At 41.6% G+C, this 15,922-nt stretch carries 18 protein-coding genes; 2 read left to right on the top strand and 16 right to left on the bottom strand.

Features of this window, described 5'->3' with window-relative positions; all coding sequences use genetic code 11:
- Positions 1 to 69: 69 nt before the first annotated feature.
- The 15 genes from hisIE to QE404_RS06415 form a co-directional block, all read right to left on the bottom strand.
- Entirely contained in the window at positions 70 to 660 is a 591-nt protein-coding gene (gene hisIE / locus QE404_RS06485) for a bifunctional phosphoribosyl-AMP cyclohydrolase/phosphoribosyl-ATP diphosphatase HisIE (protein WP_307448158.1), read from the bottom strand.
- Entirely contained in the window at positions 657 to 1,409 is a 753-nt protein-coding gene (gene hisF / locus QE404_RS06480) for an imidazole glycerol phosphate synthase subunit HisF (RefSeq protein ID WP_307448156.1), read from the bottom strand. Before hisF ends, hisIE begins: the two co-directional genes overlap by 4 nt.
- A gap of 488 nt (positions 1,410 to 1,897) precedes the next feature.
- Positions 1,898 to 2,623, bottom strand: a complete 726-nt coding sequence (gene hisA / locus QE404_RS06475; RefSeq protein ID WP_307448153.1) for a 1-(5-phosphoribosyl)-5-[(5-phosphoribosylamino)methylideneamino]imidazole-4-carboxamide isomerase — start codon at positions 2,621 to 2,623, stop codon at positions 1,898 to 1,900.
- The gene (gene hisH / locus QE404_RS06470; RefSeq protein ID WP_307448150.1) at positions 2,620 to 3,204 is read right to left on the bottom strand and encodes an imidazole glycerol phosphate synthase subunit HisH; all 585 of its coding nucleotides are present in this window, start codon (positions 3,202 to 3,204) and stop codon (positions 2,620 to 2,622) included. The genes hisA and hisH overlap by 4 nt, the downstream gene beginning before the upstream one ends.
- Before the next feature lie 5 nt (positions 3,205 to 3,209).
- Positions 3,210 to 4,301: a bifunctional histidinol-phosphatase/imidazoleglycerol-phosphate dehydratase HisB gene (hisB, locus tag QE404_RS06465; RefSeq protein ID WP_307448147.1), complete on the bottom strand. Its 1,092-nt coding sequence runs from the start codon at positions 4,299 to 4,301 to the stop codon at positions 3,210 to 3,212.
- On the bottom strand, positions 4,298 to 5,329 hold the full coding sequence (gene hisC, locus QE404_RS06460; protein ID WP_307448145.1) for a histidinol-phosphate transaminase: 1,032 nt from the start codon (positions 5,327 to 5,329) through the stop codon (positions 4,298 to 4,300). The genes hisB and hisC overlap by 4 nt, the downstream gene beginning before the upstream one ends.
- A complete protein-coding gene (hisD, locus tag QE404_RS06455) occupies positions 5,326 to 6,609 on the bottom strand; it encodes a histidinol dehydrogenase (RefSeq protein ID WP_307448141.1) in 1,284 nt (427 codons plus the stop codon). The genes hisC and hisD overlap by 4 nt, the downstream gene beginning before the upstream one ends.
- Complete coding sequence (gene hisG, locus QE404_RS06450) at positions 6,609 to 7,466, bottom strand: ATP phosphoribosyltransferase (protein ID WP_307448138.1); 858 nt, start codon at positions 7,464 to 7,466, stop codon at positions 6,609 to 6,611. The genes hisD and hisG overlap by 1 nt, the downstream gene beginning before the upstream one ends.
- Positions 7,467 to 7,720: 254 nt before the next feature.
- On the bottom strand, positions 7,721 to 8,818 hold the full coding sequence (locus tag QE404_RS06445; protein ID WP_307448137.1) for a glycosyltransferase family 4 protein: 1,098 nt from the start codon (positions 8,816 to 8,818) through the stop codon (positions 7,721 to 7,723).
- Positions 8,815 to 9,591 (bottom strand): polysaccharide deacetylase family protein, encoded by a 777-nt coding sequence (locus tag QE404_RS06440; RefSeq protein WP_307453782.1) that lies wholly within the window; start codon positions 9,589 to 9,591, stop codon positions 8,815 to 8,817. Before QE404_RS06440 ends, QE404_RS06445 begins: the two co-directional genes overlap by 4 nt.
- A 1-nt stretch (position 9,592) precedes the next feature.
- Positions 9,593 to 10,525 (bottom strand): glycosyltransferase family 2 protein, encoded by a 933-nt coding sequence (locus QE404_RS06435; RefSeq protein WP_307448136.1) that lies wholly within the window; start codon positions 10,523 to 10,525, stop codon positions 9,593 to 9,595.
- A gap of 1 nt (position 10,526) precedes the next feature.
- On the bottom strand, positions 10,527 to 11,699 hold the full coding sequence (locus QE404_RS06430; RefSeq protein ID WP_307448135.1) for a glycosyltransferase family 87 protein: 1,173 nt from the start codon (positions 11,697 to 11,699) through the stop codon (positions 10,527 to 10,529).
- Positions 11,700 to 11,724: 25 nt separating this feature from the next.
- On the bottom strand, positions 11,725 to 12,537 hold the full coding sequence (locus tag QE404_RS06425; RefSeq protein WP_307448132.1) for a 2,3,4,5-tetrahydropyridine-2,6-dicarboxylate N-succinyltransferase: 813 nt from the start codon (positions 12,535 to 12,537) through the stop codon (positions 11,725 to 11,727).
- 132 nt (positions 12,538 to 12,669) lie between these two features.
- Complete coding sequence (locus QE404_RS06420; RefSeq protein WP_307448130.1) at positions 12,670 to 13,242, bottom strand: C40 family peptidase; 573 nt, start codon at positions 13,240 to 13,242, stop codon at positions 12,670 to 12,672.
- A gap of 195 nt (positions 13,243 to 13,437) precedes the next feature.
- Entirely contained in the window at positions 13,438 to 13,809 is a 372-nt protein-coding gene (locus QE404_RS06415; protein ID WP_307448127.1) for a hypothetical protein, read from the bottom strand.
- Positions 13,810 to 14,633: 824 nt separating this feature from the next.
- Between QE404_RS06415 and QE404_RS06410 the strand changes: the two genes are divergently transcribed.
- Both QE404_RS06410 and QE404_RS06405 read left to right on the top strand, forming a co-directional pair.
- Positions 14,634 to 15,065, top strand: coding sequence for a helix-turn-helix domain-containing protein (locus tag QE404_RS06410; protein ID WP_307448125.1), 432 nt, complete (start codon positions 14,634 to 14,636; stop codon positions 15,063 to 15,065).
- Positions 15,066 to 15,134: 69 nt separating this feature from the next.
- A complete protein-coding gene (locus QE404_RS06405) occupies positions 15,135 to 15,302 on the top strand; it encodes a hypothetical protein (protein ID WP_307453779.1) in 168 nt (55 codons plus the stop codon).
- 67 nt (positions 15,303 to 15,369) lie between these two features.
- Here QE404_RS06405 and QE404_RS06400 read toward each other — a convergent pair whose 3' ends face one another.
- On the bottom strand, positions 15,370 to 15,918 hold the full coding sequence (locus tag QE404_RS06400; protein ID WP_307448118.1) for a cysteine hydrolase family protein: 549 nt from the start codon (positions 15,916 to 15,918) through the stop codon (positions 15,370 to 15,372).
- Between the last annotated feature and the right edge of the window lie 4 nt (positions 15,919 to 15,922).

Raw genomic sequence — 15,922 nt, 5'->3', positions numbered from 1 at the left:
TTATTTAAAACATACTATAAGAAAAAGTCCGGATTATTTCCGGACTTTTATGTATAGGGCCTTAAGCATTTATCTTGACCTGTCCATAAGTATTTTCTCAATGTCCTGTATAGACATCCCTTTAGCCTTAAGCAGGATCAGGTAATGGTATAAAAGATCCGCTGCCTCATTTTTGAACAGCTCATCCTGGTTGTCTTTGGCTTCAATTACGAGTTCAACAGCCTCCTCACCTACTTTCTGTGCCATTTTATTGATGCCTTTCTGAAATAAAGCGTAGGTATAGGAATTTTCTGCCTTTTCATCGATGCGCTGGCTGATGGTTGCTTCCAGTTCGTATAGAAATCCCTTGGGATCCTTATCCCCGAAGCAGCTGAAGCTTCCGGTATGGCAAACCGTATTTTTTGGAACAGCCCGGATCAGGATGGTATCATGGTCACAGTCGGTGGTAATACTTTTCACGGTAAGGAAATTTCCGGACTCTTCCCCTTTGGTCCACAGCCGGTTTTTGGAGCGGCTGAAGAACGTCACTGTTTTTTCCTTTGAAGTCTTTTCCAAAGCTTCCGCATTCATATATCCTAACATCAGTACCTGAAGGGTTCTGTCATCCTGGATGATCACCGGCACCAGTCCGTCATTATTTTTATTAAAATTAATTTTCATCGTACGGCTATATTTTTTGATTGTAATTCTTTTTTCAGTTCTCTAATCCCAATTTCTCCAAAGTGGAAAACACTGGCGGCCAGGGCTCCTGTGGCTTTCGTTTCAAGGAATACCTGTTGAAAATCCTCCGTTTTTCCGGCTCCTCCGGAGGCGATGACAGGAATACCGATGTGTTCGGCTACCTGCCGTGTAATCCTAAGGTCAAACCCATTTTTCGTACCATCGCCATCCATGGAAGTCAGAAGGATTTCCCCGGCCCCTGCTGCTTCCGCCTGCTGTACCCAATCCAAGGTTCTGAGCCGGGTACGCTCCCTGCCGCCTTTGATATGTACCCAATCCGTACCATTAACTAACCGGGTATCTACCGCGACAACGATGCATTGACTGCCAAATTCTTTAGCCAGCACGGAAATTAAATCAGGATCCCGGACGGCCGAAGAATTGATGCTGATCTTATCGGCTCCTGCTTCGAGAAGAAGCCTAACATCTTCTACAGAAGAAATTCCCCCGCCTACCGTAAAGGGAATGCTGAGTTCCGACGCAATTGTACGGACCAATCCGGCAAAGGTCTTGCGTTCTTCCAGTGTAGCGGTAATGTCCAGAAAGACCAATTCATCTGCACCCTCCAGTTCATATTTTTTAGCCAGCTCCACGGGATCTCCTGCATTCCGGAGTCCTTCAAAATTGACTCCCTTAACGGTTGTTCCGTCTTTGATGTCAAGACAGGGTATGATTCTTTTTTTTAGCATTTTCAATGTTTTCTTTAAAACTTTTATAAGTTTCTGATCCGTCAATCTTTAGTTTGTAGTTATTCCCTCGCAGGTTTGCAGATACGCAGATTTGTGTCCACCATAAAAACCGAAGGTTTTTAAAACTTATGTGTTCTTTTTATTTTCAAGCTATCATCTTCATAGTTCTTATGTGCCAGAAAACTTTTGTAACTGTTGTGGTTAAATATTCTCTCGCAGATTACGCAGATTTATATTCACTATAAAAACCGCAGGTTTTTAAAACCTTATGTGTTCTTCTTATTTTCAAGCTATCATCTTCATAATTCTTAAGTGTCAAAAAACTATTGTGACTATTGTGGTTAAATATTCCCTCACAGATTGGCAGATTACGCAGATCTATTCCCACTATAAAAACCTAAGGTTTTTAAAACTTATGTGTTCTTCTTATTTTCAAGCTATCATCTTCATAATTCTTAAGTGCCAAAAAACTTTTGTAACTGTTGTGTTTAAATCCAAATTTCCATAAAGTCCCGCAGTTCATCCAGGCGTATCTTCCCTTCGTAAATCGCTTTCCCGATAATGGTTCCCGAACAACCAATTTCTTTCATCTTATAAACATCTTCCATGCATGAAATCCCGCCGCTTGCTGTCAATTGAGCTGATGTACGGTTTAAAATGTCCTCATATAATTGGGTAGACGGACCTTCCAGCATCCCGTCTTTGGCAATATCCGTGCAGATGACATTGGCAATTCCTTTTTCCTGATACTGAAGGATAAAATCAATGACATCCAACTGGCTTTCCTCCAGCCAGCCGGAAGTTTTTATTTTGCGCCGGTCACAATCGGCACCGAGAATAATTTTTTCCGGACCAAACTTTTCGATCAGTTGGAAGCAGAATTCAGGATCCTGAACGGCGATGCTTCCAATGGTAATCTGGCTTGCCCCTGAGCTGAAGGCGGTTTCAATGTCTTCAAGGGTTTTCAGACCTCCTCCGAAATCGATCTGAAGATTGGTAGTACGGGCGATTTTTTCTAGCACTTTCTGATTCACGATATGCCTGGATTTCGCTCCGTCAAGATCTACAAGGTGCAGATAGCGAATGCCATGGTCTTCAAACTCCTTTGCTACTTCTGCCGGATTTTCATTGTAGACTTTTTTAGTCTCGTAATCGCCTTTTGACAGCCGGACACATTTTCCACCGATGATATCTATGGCGGGAATAATTTTCATAATGGTAATTTTAAAAAGTTCTTCAGGATTTCATTGCCTGCATGGCCTGATTTTTCAGGATGAAACTGTACTGCGAAGAAATTATCCTTCTGCAAAGACGCACTGAACGGGAGGATGTAATCACAGACGGATGTGGTATATTCCGATAATTCGCAATAATAGCTGTGCACAAAATAGCAGTCGTTTTCCTGTTCAAATCCGGCAAAAAGCGGTGACCGGCGGTTGTGCAGTATATTCCATCCCATATGGGGAACTAAATCTTGCGGAGGAAATCTTTTAACTTCCAGATCAAAAATTCCCATTCCCCGGGTATTGCCTTCTTCATTATTTCCGCACATCAGCTGCATGCCGAGGCAAATACCTAAGACAGGCTGCTGTAAGGTAGGAATGAACCGGTCAAGCCCTTTTTCCCTTAAGAGCGCCATTGTAGATGATGCTTCGCCTACTCCCGGAAAAATGACTTTATCTGCGTTATGGATGGTTTCAAAATCATCAGTCACCACCGAATCGGCATTAAGCCGGTTGAGCGCATTTTGTACGGAGTTTACATTTCCTCCGTTGTATTTAATAATCGCAATCATATGTTTTACAGGCTTCCTTTGGTTGAAGGAATATTAAAATTGGTATCAGTCTGCTGAACAGCCATTTTCAGGGCTTTGGCAAACGCTTTAAAGACAGCTTCAATCTTGTGGTGTTCATTGCCCCCTTCTGCTTTGATGTTCAGATTGCATCGGGCAGAATCAGTTAATGATTTAAAGAAATGAAAGAACATTTCTACGGGGACATCGCCAATTTTTTCCCTATTGAATGCCACATCCCATACAAGCCACGGCCGGCCTCCGAAGTCCAGAGCAACCTGGGCCAGGCAATCATCCATCGGTAATAAAAATCCATACCGTTCAATGCCCTTCTTCTTGCCCAATGCCTTGAGGATGGTTTCCCCTAAAACAATGCCCGTATCTTCTATGGTGTGGTGTTCATCAACATGCAGGTCTCCATTGACTTTAACTGTCAGATCAAGATTTCCGTGCCTGGAAATCTGTTCCAGCATATGATCGAAGAAATGCAGTCCGGTAGAGATATCGGATTTTCCTCTTCCATCGAGGTTGATTTCTATTTCAATCTCTGTTTCATTGGTTTTACGGAGTACCTTTGCTTTTCTCGGGATCTGCTTCAGGAACTGATAGATATCTGCCCAGCTTTCCGTACTTAAAACGGCTTCCTGATCGGTCGTATTACTGATAAAAATGGCTTTTGCCCCTAAATTCTTTGCCAGCCTGATATCCGTAAGGCGGTCTCCGATGACAAAGGAATTTTCAAGGTCGTAGTCACCGTATATGTATTGGTTGAGCATACCGAGACCAGGTTTTCTGGTTGGCAGGTTTTCATGTTCAAAGCTCCTGTCGATAAGGATGTCCTGAAATACAATACCTTCATTCTTAAACGCTGTAAGCATCTTGTCGTGAGGGCCTTTAAAATCATCCATAGGAAAGCTCTCTGTGCCTAACCCGTCCTGGTTGGTCACCATAACCAGTTCATATTCGAGTTCACGGGCGATCCTGGACAGGTTTTGGAATACTCCAGGATAAAATTCCAGTTTTTCCAGGGTATCGATCTGAAAGTCTTCCGGCTCTCTGATCAGCGTACCATCCCGGTCTATAAATAATACTTTCTTCATAGCCTTATATTTTTTAATACATTGATAAGCTTTTGGTTTTCATCCCTGCTTCCTACATTGATCCGGATGCATTGTGGGATCTGCGGCATCCTTTTGCTGGTGAGTATATTTTCATTCAGCAATGCCTGATAGATTATTTCCGCATTGTTAAAGCGAATCAGGAAAAAATTGGCATCGGTTGGAAATACCTTATCAATGCAATCCATATCTCTTAACGACTTCTCCAGCCATTGCTTTTCTGCAAGGATATTTTTAAGGTTTTCATTAAAAAGGGTATTGTCGTCAAGCATCTCTATGATGAGTTCCTGACTGATGCTGTTGACATTGTACGGAGCTTTTACACTATTAATCAAAGTAATTATTTCTTCGGAAGCATAGGCAACGCCTACCCTTGCGCCGGCCATTCCCCAGGCTTTTGAAAAGGTCTGTAGAATGATAAGGTTAGGATATTTTTCCAGAAGTGATAAAGCAGAGTCTTTTCCGGAAAATTCAATGTATGCTTCATCCACTACGACAATGCCATTATAGTTCCGGATGAAAAATTCCAGATCATCTACACTGTTTCCTGTAGGATTGTTGGGCGAACAGATAAAGAATACTTTTGAGGGATTGTTTTTCGTTGTCTCAATAAAATCTTCTTTTTTTATTTCAAAGCGATCATTGAGGTTCAGGCCTATCACCTTATTTTCATTGATGGCGGCATAAAATCCGTACATGGCAAAAGAAGGATTCATGATCATTATCGCATCTTTTTTAGGCTCACAGAAAATTTTTATGACCAGGTCGATCAATTCATCACTCCCGTTTCCGATTGCAATGCATTGTGGGCCTATATTTTTATATTCCGAAAGTTTGTTTTTAAGCTTGCTCTGAGTAGAATCCGGATACCGGTTATAGGCCCCGAAAGGGCTTTCATTGGCGTCCAGCAAGACGGGGTCTTCAAGAGGAAGCTGATCGCGATAGCTTATATAGGGCTGCAGCTGAAGGATATTTTTCCTTACTAACGCATTGATGGTAGATGTTGTCATTGTCTTGATTTTAAACGGATGGTTACGGCATTTTTATGGGCCATCAGGCCTTCGGCTTCTGCCATGATCTCTATAGTATTTCCCAGGTTTTCCAGCCCTTCCTCCGTTAGGTGCTGAAAGGTGATTTTTTTCACGAAACTGTCAAGCGAAACCCCGCTGTAACTATTCGCAAAACCATTTGTAGGAAGCGTATGATTGGTTCCGCTGGCATAATCTCCGGCACTTTCGCAGGAATAATTGCCGAGGAATACCGAACCCGCATTCTGAACATTAGGAATATACTTTTCAAAAGAATTCACTGCCAGAATAAGATGTTCCGGGGCATACAGGTTACTGAACTCCAGGGCTTCTTCCATGCTGTTCAACACAATAAAATGGCTGTTGGCCAGGGATTGTCCCGCAAATTCATTCCGTGAAAGTTCTTTAAGCTGTCTTTCCGTTTCTTCTATAGTCTGATCGAATATTCTTTCATCTGTGGTGATGAAGACCACCTGGCTGTCACTACCGTGTTCCGCCTGGGAAAGAAGGTCGGCAGCACAGAATCCGGGTATGGCATTTTCATCGGCGATAACCAGCACTTCGCTGGGGCCCGCTGGCATATCCATAGCCACCCCGAAACGCTGGGCATATTCTTTGGCAGCCATGACGTATTGATTACCGGGTCCAAAGATCTTGTTGACAGAAGGGATGCTTTCTGTTCCGAATGTCATGGCAGCAACGGCCTGTGCCCCGCCTGCTTTGAAGATCCGGCTGACTCCACACAGCTGGGCAGCATACAGGATAGCAGGATTGATATTTCCGTTCTGATCCGGCGGCGTACAGAGGACAATTTCCCTGCATCCTGCAAGCTGTGCCGGAATGGCCAGCATTAAAACCGTGGAGAAAAGCGGTGCAGTTCCGCCGGGAATATAGATGCCGACTTTTTCAATTGCCCTGTTTTCCCTCCAGCATATTACTCCTGCCGTAGTTTCAATTTTTTCAATTTTGTTCTGCTGCGCAGCATGGAAGAGCGTGATATTTTGTTTAGCCTGAACAATGGCAGCTTTCAGGTCTTTGCTGACCATTTTTTCAGCGGCTTTAATTTCATCATTTGAAACAGCCACTGTTTCCAGATCGGAATCGTCAAACTTTCGGCTGAACTCCAGAAGAGCCCGGTCGCCGTTTTGCTGCACCTGCTGGAATATTTCCTGAACAATCGCCGAGAGTTCTTCCCGTTGAATAACGGGTCGCCTGGTCATTGATTTCCATGCTGATTTTGCGGGATATCTATATGTCTTCATTAGATCACCATTTTATCGATTGGAATAATTAAAATATCCTGGGCTCCTTTTGCCTTAAGCTCATCAATGACCTCCCAGAAGCGGTCTTCATCAATGACAGAATGGATGCTGCTCCAGCCTTTTTCAGCCAGGGGAATCACTGTTGGGCTTTTCAGGACCGGAAGTACAGAGGAAATTTCCGCAATTTTACCATCCGGTACATTCATCAAGATATATTTTGAATTTTTAGCTTTCAGAACCGCTTTGATCCTGAAGAGGAATTTTTGAAGGATGAGCTCCTTTTCAGCACCAAGACGGGTATTTTTCGCCAGGACGGCTTCAGACTGTAACAGTGTGATGGTTTCCCTTAATCCGTTTTTAAAGAGGGTGCTGCCTGAGCTGACGATATCACAGATCCCGTCTGCCAGTCCGATATTCGGGGCGATCTCCACTGATCCGGAGATCACGTGGATATCAGCGGTAATTCCCCGCTCATCCAAGAATTTTTTAAGGGTGTTGGGATAGGACGTAGCGATTTTCTTTCCCTGGAAATAGCTCAGTTCATCAGTATCTACATCTTTCGGAACTGCTAACGAAACGCGGCATCTGGAAAATCCCAGTTTCTGAACGACTCCGCTGTTTTTCTGTTTTTCTGCCAGAAGGTTTTCGCCTACAATAGCCACATCTACTACTCCATCTTCCAGGTATTGCGGGATGTCTGAGTTGCGCAGGTACATAATTTCCATCGGGAAATTGTTGACGGAAACCTTCAGCTGGTCTTTTCCGTTATTGGTATCAATGCCGCAGTCCCTGAGAAGCTGAAGTGAATCTTCATACAGCCGGCCGCTTTTCTGAATGGCAATTTTTAATATACTCATTTTGATGCTTTTGGGCCTGAGCAAATAAAAACTGGTTGAATTGTAGAAGAAAATTCCCGGGATGGTCAAAAACAAAAAAACCGTCTATTTACTCAGACGGTTTTTAATTATTTTGATTTTTAACATGTAGTATCGATCAATCAGTCCCGTCTTAGCAGAGATGATGATGGTGATGTACTGTTAAAAAATTCGGTTTCATTGTTGAAATTTTGTATGGCAAAGGTAAAACATTATTTTTAAGACTAGCAAATTTTTTACAATAATTTTTGATAAAGGTTCATCAGCTGATGTGCTATCGGACGGTCATTGAATTTCTGAACGAACTCAAAACCCTTTTCAGCACGGCGTTTCCGCTCAGATTCACTGTTCCATAAAAAGGTGATTTTTGCTTTTAGATCAAGTTCATTTCCGGGATCGATATAAACGGAATCCGGTCCGCCGGCTTCCGGAAGGCAGCTGGTATTGCTGGTAATGACTACGGTTTTTGAGAAAAGCGATTCGATCACGGGGATCCCGAAACCTTCAAAAAAACTGGGGTATACAAAAATATCCGCGAGTTTATACAAAGCGGCCAGTTCATCCATCGATACCCCTTCCAGGAAAAGGACCTGTTGTTCCATCTTGTTTTTGCGGATGAAAGCCTCTGCTTTTCCGGCATATTTTGTTTTCCTGCCGACAACAACCAAAGGAATAGCCGTATTCCTGATGCTCTTCACGATACTGAGCAGGTTTTTGCGCTCTTCAATGGTGCCTACATTAAGGATGAATCTTTCGGGAAGGCTGTATTTTTTCTTTACAGACTGAATAAAGTCTTCAGGCTGCTGCTCCTTGAATGCCTGATGGCAGCCCTGGTACACCACTTCGATTTTATGTTCCGGAACTTTCAAAAAATGGATGATATCCTGTTTCGTCTTCTCGGAAATCGCAATGATTCTGTCTGCAGCATTCGCTGCTTTCTTAAACTTCCAGAGATGGATCTTACGGTCGAAAAAAGAATAATACTGAGGATATCGCAGGAAGATCAGGTCATGAATGGTCACTACCTTTTTGATAGGCCTGCTGGTCCACTTTAAAGGCAATTCACCCGACAATCCATGGAAAATATCAGCATGCTGGTCCTGTGCATCCTTCCCCATTTTAAGCTGTCTTGACAAACTTCCTTTAGAGGTTTCCACAAACCGGACATCAGGCCGATCAAGGATATCTTGGCCTCTTTGAGATTTATTCTTATTGAGGAGCAGGTATTCATTTTCAGGAAAATATTCAGCTAATATCCGGACCAGATCGCGGGAATAATTTCCCAGTCCTGAAGTATTGTGGAAAAACCTTTTGGCATCGTAAGCTATCTTCATAATCCCATCTGTTTTTGAAATTCCCTGAACGTCCCGAAGGTATGATTATTTTGCTTAAGCCATACAATAAAATCCTCAAAACGATTTACCATATCCAGCCCTGAATTTTTAACCGTAAATCCCGGTAGTTTGTAAGCTTCATCCTTGATTTCAGCGAATTCCCACGGATGGAAATACACATTGAGATATCGGTCTTTTTTAAGCGTATCTGAAGCCAGTTTTTTATATAATGTTAACGGGAAGTTATGGAAACTCAGCCAGAAAAGCGGAATCCTGAAATTTGGCGAAACCGAGGCAGGAACCTGGGTAACCTTCCCTTCCTTAAAATAGGTTCTTGAAACTTTCAGATTATTATATCTTCCCGGAAGAAATGTAGGGTTAACGGATGAATTGTAAGAATAACCCGCCTCTTCCACGGCATTTTGGCTTACCGGCATCATGCGCGGCATCCTCAAACCGGTAACCTGGGTAGAAAACAGTTCCTCCAGCCTGTCTTTGGATTCCTTAAGGTGTTTTTCCTCAAACTCGGAGTGGAACCAGGTGTGGGAAGCCAGTTCATGTCCCTCATCCAGCAATCTTTCAATTAATGGCTTACTGTGTTCCGCAAAAACAACGGTAGAAAAGAAAGTGGCTCTTACCTGGTGTTTTTTAAGGAGATCTAAAATTCTTCCGAGTCCGGTCTGGGAAACGGATATCTGTCTGTCGAAGGGAATTTCACCCTGATATTCCAATGGCATATCAAATTCTTCGATGTCAAAACTCAATAAAACCATGTTAAAATTTTTTGTTTTTGATGATGTAATTAGGGCGGTCTTTTACCTGTTTAAAAATTTTCCCCAAATAGATCCCTATAATGCCTAAGATAATCAATTGTAATCCGCCAAAAAAAACGATGGTCATTATCAATGATGCCCAACCTGAAATTTCTGTTCTGGCAACAAAGGAATAGATGACGTACAGTACATACCCGATTACAGAAATCCCGGAAAAAAGAAATCCCAGATAAGCTGCAATATACAATGGTTTGACGCTGAAAGCCGTAATCCCCGTAAAGGCAAAGGTGATCATCTTTTTAAGGTTGTAACTGCTCTGTCCGGAAAGCCGCTCGTTGGCAGTAAATTCAATTCCGGTCTGCTTAAAGCCCATCCAGCTGGTCAGTCCCCTTAAAAACAGATCGTCTTCATTGAAGTTCCTCATCACCTCCACCGCATTGGCATCCAGCAGCCTGAAATCAGAGCCGCCGCCTTTAGTAAGGTCTACATCGGAAAGTCCGGACAGGATTTTATAGAAAAAATCGGAGGTCTTGCGTTTAAAATAAGAGATCTGCTTAGGATATGTCCTGATCGTGTACACCACATCATACCCCTCTTCCCATTTCCTGATCATTTCCGGGATAAGTTCCGGCGGATGCTGAAGATCGCCGTCCATAGAGATGACAGCATTGCCGTGGGCATGGTCCATCCCCGCTTTCACAGCAGGCTGATGACCGAAATTCCGTGAAAATTCTATAAACTTCACTTCAGCAGGATACTGCCGTGAAAGTTCCTCAAGCTGCTCCTGTGTATTGTCCCGACTGCCATCATTAACGAAAATGATTTCAAAATCATAATTCCTGAGCCCCGAAAATACGTCCTGTATTTTCCGGTGGATCATAGCAACATTTCCTTCTTCGTTGTAGGCAGGAATAACGATGGAAATTTTCTTCATATTAAGAATTCAGACTGTAGTTTTTTTCAAAATCTTTGGTCAGGAGCTCATAAACAACCCTTAGCCAAACGATAATGCAAGGTACAGCTTTTAAAGAATATTTTTTGATATAATTCAGCCTGATATTTTTCGGAAACAGGTCTGAGGTAGAAAAACAGGTAAAAATAATCACAAAAACGAGCAGGGCTATAATCCACGGACTCCTCTCCTTCTGAAGAAAAAACCAGACCATAACTCCCGTTACAGCAATGATATACGTAGGAGACTCGGAACTTGAGCTGAAAAGCACCAGGAACAAGAGTGTAGAAGCAAGGATCATCAACTGGAACGCATAGTTTTTGTACTGGCTGATCCGTAAGTACGGAGCAGCGAAAAGGGGCAATCCGAAAGCAAGGAATACCAGGTTGGAAATAGAAGCATCTCCAAGGATCCTCCTGAAGAAGCCCATCAGGGAAATATCCTGCATATTGCCTAAAACCTGGTTTTCATTGTTTTTTTCAACGATGGAATGGAACCAGTCTGCATAACTCTGGATAACAAACTGCGGGCTTGAATACGCCATCGGCAACACAAAAAACAATCCCGCAATCAACAGTCCGGCGAGGATAAATCTGATTTTATTTTTAATGAAGAAAAACTGTGACAACCCTACGATACCATATATTTTAACAAAAACCCCTATCATGATCGCTGTAGCAGATTGCACTTCTTTCCTTTCATAGATAAAAATTGCGGAAAGCATCAACAGCCCGGTAAGCGCTACATTGAACTGCAGGCTTAACGCCGCTGTGATGTATTCCTGAAGGCAGAGCAATGCAAACAGGGCTTTTTTAGGATCGGAAAGCGGTAACCTGTGAATGGCATAGACAAAAATAAATGTATTGGCCAGGTTCCAAAGCGTAATACCGAGCCAGTCCGGCATTACTGCAAACGGAGCAATCAGCAGGCTGAAAAATACCCCGTAATGGTTCAGGTCAAAGTACAGGTCCGGATAGTGGATGAACAGGTTTTTACCATGAAGGGTATTAAAAAAAACGTTCTTAAAAATCAGGTAATTGTTGATCGCATAATTTCCACGGAAATACTTGGAAATAGCCGTAACCACGGATATAATAAGATAAACCCCAAATATATATTTAGGGTTTAGGATTATTTTTAAAAATTTCTCTTTCAAGATCGTAGATATTGGTGGTATTGAATTAAACCGCTACATTATTCTCTCTCAAAGCGTCATTCAGGGAAGTCTTCTTATCTGTAGACTCTTTTCTTTTTCCGATGATCAGTGCACATGGCACCTGATATTCTCCGGCAGGATACTGTTTGGTATAGCTTCCAGGGATCACTACGGAACGGGCCGGAACCCTTCCCTTGATTTCAATCGGTTCATCACCGGTAACGTCAATAATTTTCGTTGATGCAGTAAGCACTACATTCGCCCCCAAAACAGCTTCTTTTTCTACATGAACGCCTTCTACAACGATACATCTTGAACCAATGAAACAATCATCTTCAATAATTACCGGAGCTGCCTGTAAAGGTTCGAGAACACCACCGATTCCAACGCCGCCGCTCAGGTGAACGTTTTTACCGATCTGTGCACAGCTTCCTACGGTTGCCCAGGTATCTACCATGGTTCCGGAATCTACATAAGCACCGATATTCACGTAAGAAGGCATCATAATTACCCCGGGAGCAATGTATGCACCTTCCCTGGCTATTGCATGCGGTACAACCCTCACCCCTTTTTCAGCATAGTTTCTCTTCAAAGGCATTTTGTCATGGAATTCAAAAGGGCCTACCTCTATCGTTTCCATTTTCTGGATCGGGAAATACATTACGACTGCTTTCTTAACCCATTCATTGACCTGCCATCCGTTTTCCGTAGGCTCGGCCGTACGAAGCTCTCCTTTGTCTACCAGAGCAATAACTTCCCTGATAGCTTTCTGACTGTCTTCATTTTGTAATAAGTCCCTGTTGTCCCAGATATTTTCAATAGTTTGTTGTAACGACATGTTTCTAGTATATATTAAAAAATTATGCGCCCAAAGATACAAAAAAGTTCAGCAAAATATTTTCACTGCTGCGGTATTTGGAAAGTATGGGTTTATTGAGCCCTGTCAAGGTTTTGAACCGTTCTTCCTATTCTACAAAACCCTTTGAGCATGCAGATAAGCCTTATTCCAGTATTTTTCGTTCAGGGAAGAAATAATGACCCCTTTGCTGGTGGAAGAATGGATGAACTTTACTTCTCCGTCCTTGCCAATATCGTGAACTATCCCCACATGGGAAACCCGGTTCCCTCCCGCAGTGGCAAAGAACAGCAAATCACCGGGCTTTACATCACGGATGTCGATTTTTTTTCCGGTTTCGGATTGGTCTGCAGATCTTCTGGGAAGCTTATAGTCATTTTCTTCAAAGACTTTAAGGGCAAGTCCGGAACAGTCGAATCCGGACGAAGTATCGCCTCCGAACTTGTAAGGAGCACCGAGATACTTTTCTGCATCTCTCAGCAATTCGGCAACAGATTGGGGAATTTTACCGCTGAAATCAGAATTCAGAGTTCTCAACTCTTCCGATTTCGATACGGTTACGGTGTATTTTTTTCTTTTTACGGGCATATTTTTAGAACTCCCGCATGAAACAGCCAGTACAGAGGCGATCATGAGAACGCTCATATGCTGTATGGTCAGTTTTTTTTTACTCCATCTGAATTCCATATATGATCTTGTTATTTATTCCGCAAACGGTTATTACAAATATAAAATTTTAAATTTGAATTGTAGAGTAACCAATAATCAAGTTAATTTCAGGATCTGCGGTTTGAAATTCAGAAGCGTTCAAGTAAGCGCAATATGATTGAAATGCATAAAAAAAAGCCTCATGATGATGAGGCCTTATGATGTTCAATTTTATTATTTATCCTTTTTTCCGGTCCAGTCACCAGCCCTGTCCGGGTTTGGTACTGAATTTCTCCATGTACCACTTGCGTTCTTATCTCTTCCTAAGTTTCCTCTGAATTCACCGTCTGAAGGCAGTCCTACTGAGGCACTCAGTTCACCGGACTCTGTAAGATGCCCTGAAATATTGTAATTTTCATTATTCTGATCAGAATGCATGGTTCCGGTAACTTTTCCATCGGTAGCGACAACAATATTCCAGGTTCCTTTATCATTTCCGGTATAGCTTCCGGACCAGGTTCCTATGAAGTCATAAATCGTATCATCATCTGAGCTGCAGCTGAATAAGGTAAAAGCAGTTAAAAAGAGTAAAAACAGTTTCTTCATAGAGGGTTACATTTTTTATTACTGAGTGGTTTAGATTTTAAGCTTCTACAGTAATGAGTTTGTTGATATTACATTTGCCTAATCACCGATATGGATCATAATTGTAAGGCCGGATAGCCCGGAATCATTCACAATCGCGTTAAACGGCGTAAATATAGGGATATTTTTTAATTTGAGAAATTTTATCTTAAAACTTATTTTCTTTTTTAGATTCGTATTTTTTTCTTCGTGTATGATTATAATAATATAGAAATCGAATGATCTTTTTACAATTTGATTTTTAAAAAAAAATTTTGGAATGATCAATAAAGTTTAAGACAAAATGACTGACACCAATCCACAATTTAAAGAAAAGATAATTAAAAATTAATCAGTCACGATTTGCCAGAATAAGAATCAAACCAGTACAATACAAAGCCGAAGATGCAGAAAGGCAATTGCAGCTCAGAAAAAATTATTCATTCGCATAGCTTTGCTGAAAATAGTCAGGTATAATCAATCCAGGACTATTTTAGCTGACATTTAAGGTATGATAAACATTGGTATTCATTCAGGTAATATTTTAAGATTAAAATGAAAATCATGGATTGCTTTTCTGCTCTTTCCTCTCTCATACATTTTCAATTCATAAAATATTTATGCGCACACATCTGCAATGGTACATGTAATGAGTACGTTGTGAAAAACAGGGACATAATCCTTTTTAAAGAAAACCAGGAGAACCACACACGCTGCTGCATCAAAAACCTTACAATGTTCAAAAATACTTACCTCTCTCAATTACATTCACCCTTCAATACTAATTAAACACTATATCTTATACCATGAATTTTAAGAATATCCATATCGGAAACCTGATCGAAAAAAAAGCTGCTGAAAAAGAAATAGAAATATCCCGGATATGCAAATTCATCGGCTGTACGGAAGATCAGGTCTCTGAAATGTATCAGATACGATCGCTGGATACTGAGCTCCTCCTGCGATGGAGTAAACTTCTGGAATACGATTTTTTCCGGCTTTATACCCAGCATATGATTCTCTATGCACCTCCGGCATCAGATGAAAATAAGTCTGCGCTCAACAGGTCTTCCAGCCTTCCGGTTTTCAGAAAGAATATCTATACAAAGGAAATCATTGATTTTATCCTGGAACTGATCACAATGGGTGAGAAAACCATACCTGAGATTATACAACAATACAGAATTCCCAGAGCCACAATATATAAATGGATCAGTAAATACCATAAAAAAAGCTGATACAACGAATGCAAAGCCGGATTATAAAAAAAATATCCTGATAAAGCTTGCCAATGCAGGACGATATTCATGAAAAAAGTCATCAGTATTATGAATGTTATCAAACTTGACCGGATAATCAGCGGTGCAAAGAGCAGAACCGACTCTCATCTTGACCAGAAGCTTAAATCTTATGATCAAAAAACTATTTTAGAAATCCTGGAGTACCAGAAAAAGAACGGGCTGAACAACAGCTAGCTGGCCAGGCATTTTAAGCTGAGCAGAAATACGGTAACAAAATGGAAAATACTTTTTTGTTTCTGATTTATCTCAGCCACTCATTTACAGAGATAACATCGGCCTGTCTTGGGAAAATTTTGTTTATCAGTACGCTGTGCACCTCTTCGTCACCATCTTTACAGCAATCTCTAATCACAGTAAGCTGATAATCCTTATCTGAAGCCTCTCTTATTGTAGACAAAACAACTCCGCTGGTGGAGACCCCGGTCACTACCAGATGTTGAATATCCAATCCACGCAGAACAATTTCAAGGTCACTTCCCGTAAAAGCACTGAATCTTTTTTTAGCAATAATAATATCATGTTCTTCAGGAGTGAGTTCCGGATGTATTGTTGCCCATTCTTTCATGTCAAGATCTGCCATACGGGTCTTCATAGCCGAAAATGCTTTATTGTTCGCACTGATCTCCGGCATTCCCTTTCTGAAGTTTACAGTGATATAAATTACGGGAATCTGATGGTTTCTTGCGGCTTGAATAGCCTTTTTAATGTTAGATACCAATTCTTGTGTATCAGGTAAGGTACTTAATATTGATGACTGCATATCCATCACCAATAGGGCTGTGTTTTTCATTGTA

It is taken from the genome of Chryseobacterium camelliae (assembly GCF_030818575.1).
Taxonomy (GTDB): domain Bacteria; phylum Bacteroidota; class Bacteroidia; order Flavobacteriales; family Weeksellaceae; genus Chryseobacterium; species Chryseobacterium camelliae_A.
This window is presented reverse-complemented; position numbering and strand designations above follow the sequence as displayed.

Coding starts and splice junctions, on each gene's coding strand:
- hisIE (WP_307448158.1), bottom strand. CDS start 660: ATGAAAATTAATTTTAATAAAAATAATGACGGACTGGTGCCGGTGATC.
- hisD (WP_307448141.1), bottom strand. CDS start 6,609: ATGAAGACATATAGATATCCCGCAAAATCAGCATGGAAATCAATGACC.
- QE404_RS06425 (WP_307448132.1), bottom strand. CDS start 12,537: ATGTCGTTACAACAAACTATTGAAAATATCTGGGACAACAGGGACTTA.
- hisB (WP_307448147.1), bottom strand. CDS start 4,301: ATGAAGAAAGTATTATTTATAGACCGGGATGGTACGCTGATCAGAGAG.
- QE404_RS06415 (WP_307448127.1), bottom strand. CDS start 13,809: ATGAAGAAACTGTTTTTACTCTTTTTAACTGCTTTTACCTTATTCAGC.
- QE404_RS06420 (WP_307448130.1), bottom strand. CDS start 13,242: ATGGAATTCAGATGGAGTAAAAAAAAACTGACCATACAGCATATGAGC.
- hisC (WP_307448145.1), bottom strand. CDS start 5,329: ATGACAACATCTACCATCAATGCGTTAGTAAGGAAAAATATCCTTCAG.
- QE404_RS06410 (WP_307448125.1), top strand. CDS start 14,634: ATGAATTTTAAGAATATCCATATCGGAAACCTGATCGAAAAAAAAGCT.
- hisF (WP_307448156.1), bottom strand. CDS start 1,409: ATGCTAAAAAAAAGAATCATACCCTGTCTTGACATCAAAGACGGAACA.
- hisG (WP_307448138.1), bottom strand. CDS start 7,466: ATGAGTATATTAAAAATTGCCATTCAGAAAAGCGGCCGGCTGTATGAA.
- QE404_RS06435 (WP_307448136.1), bottom strand. CDS start 10,525: ATGAAGAAAATTTCCATCGTTATTCCTGCCTACAACGAAGAAGGAAAT.
- QE404_RS06405 (WP_307453779.1), top strand. CDS start 15,135: ATGAAAAAAGTCATCAGTATTATGAATGTTATCAAACTTGACCGGATA.
- QE404_RS06445 (WP_307448137.1), bottom strand. CDS start 8,818: ATGAAGATAGCTTACGATGCCAAAAGGTTTTTCCACAATACTTCAGGA.
- hisH (WP_307448150.1), bottom strand. CDS start 3,204: ATGATTGCGATTATTAAATACAACGGAGGAAATGTAAACTCCGTACAA.
- QE404_RS06440 (WP_307453782.1), bottom strand. CDS start 9,591: ATGGTTTTATTGAGTTTTGACATCGAAGAATTTGATATGCCATTGGAA.
- hisA (WP_307448153.1), bottom strand. CDS start 2,623: ATGAAAATTATTCCCGCCATAGATATCATCGGTGGAAAATGTGTCCGG.
- QE404_RS06400 (WP_307448118.1), bottom strand. CDS start 15,918: ATGAAAAACACAGCCCTATTGGTGATGGATATGCAGTCATCAATATTA.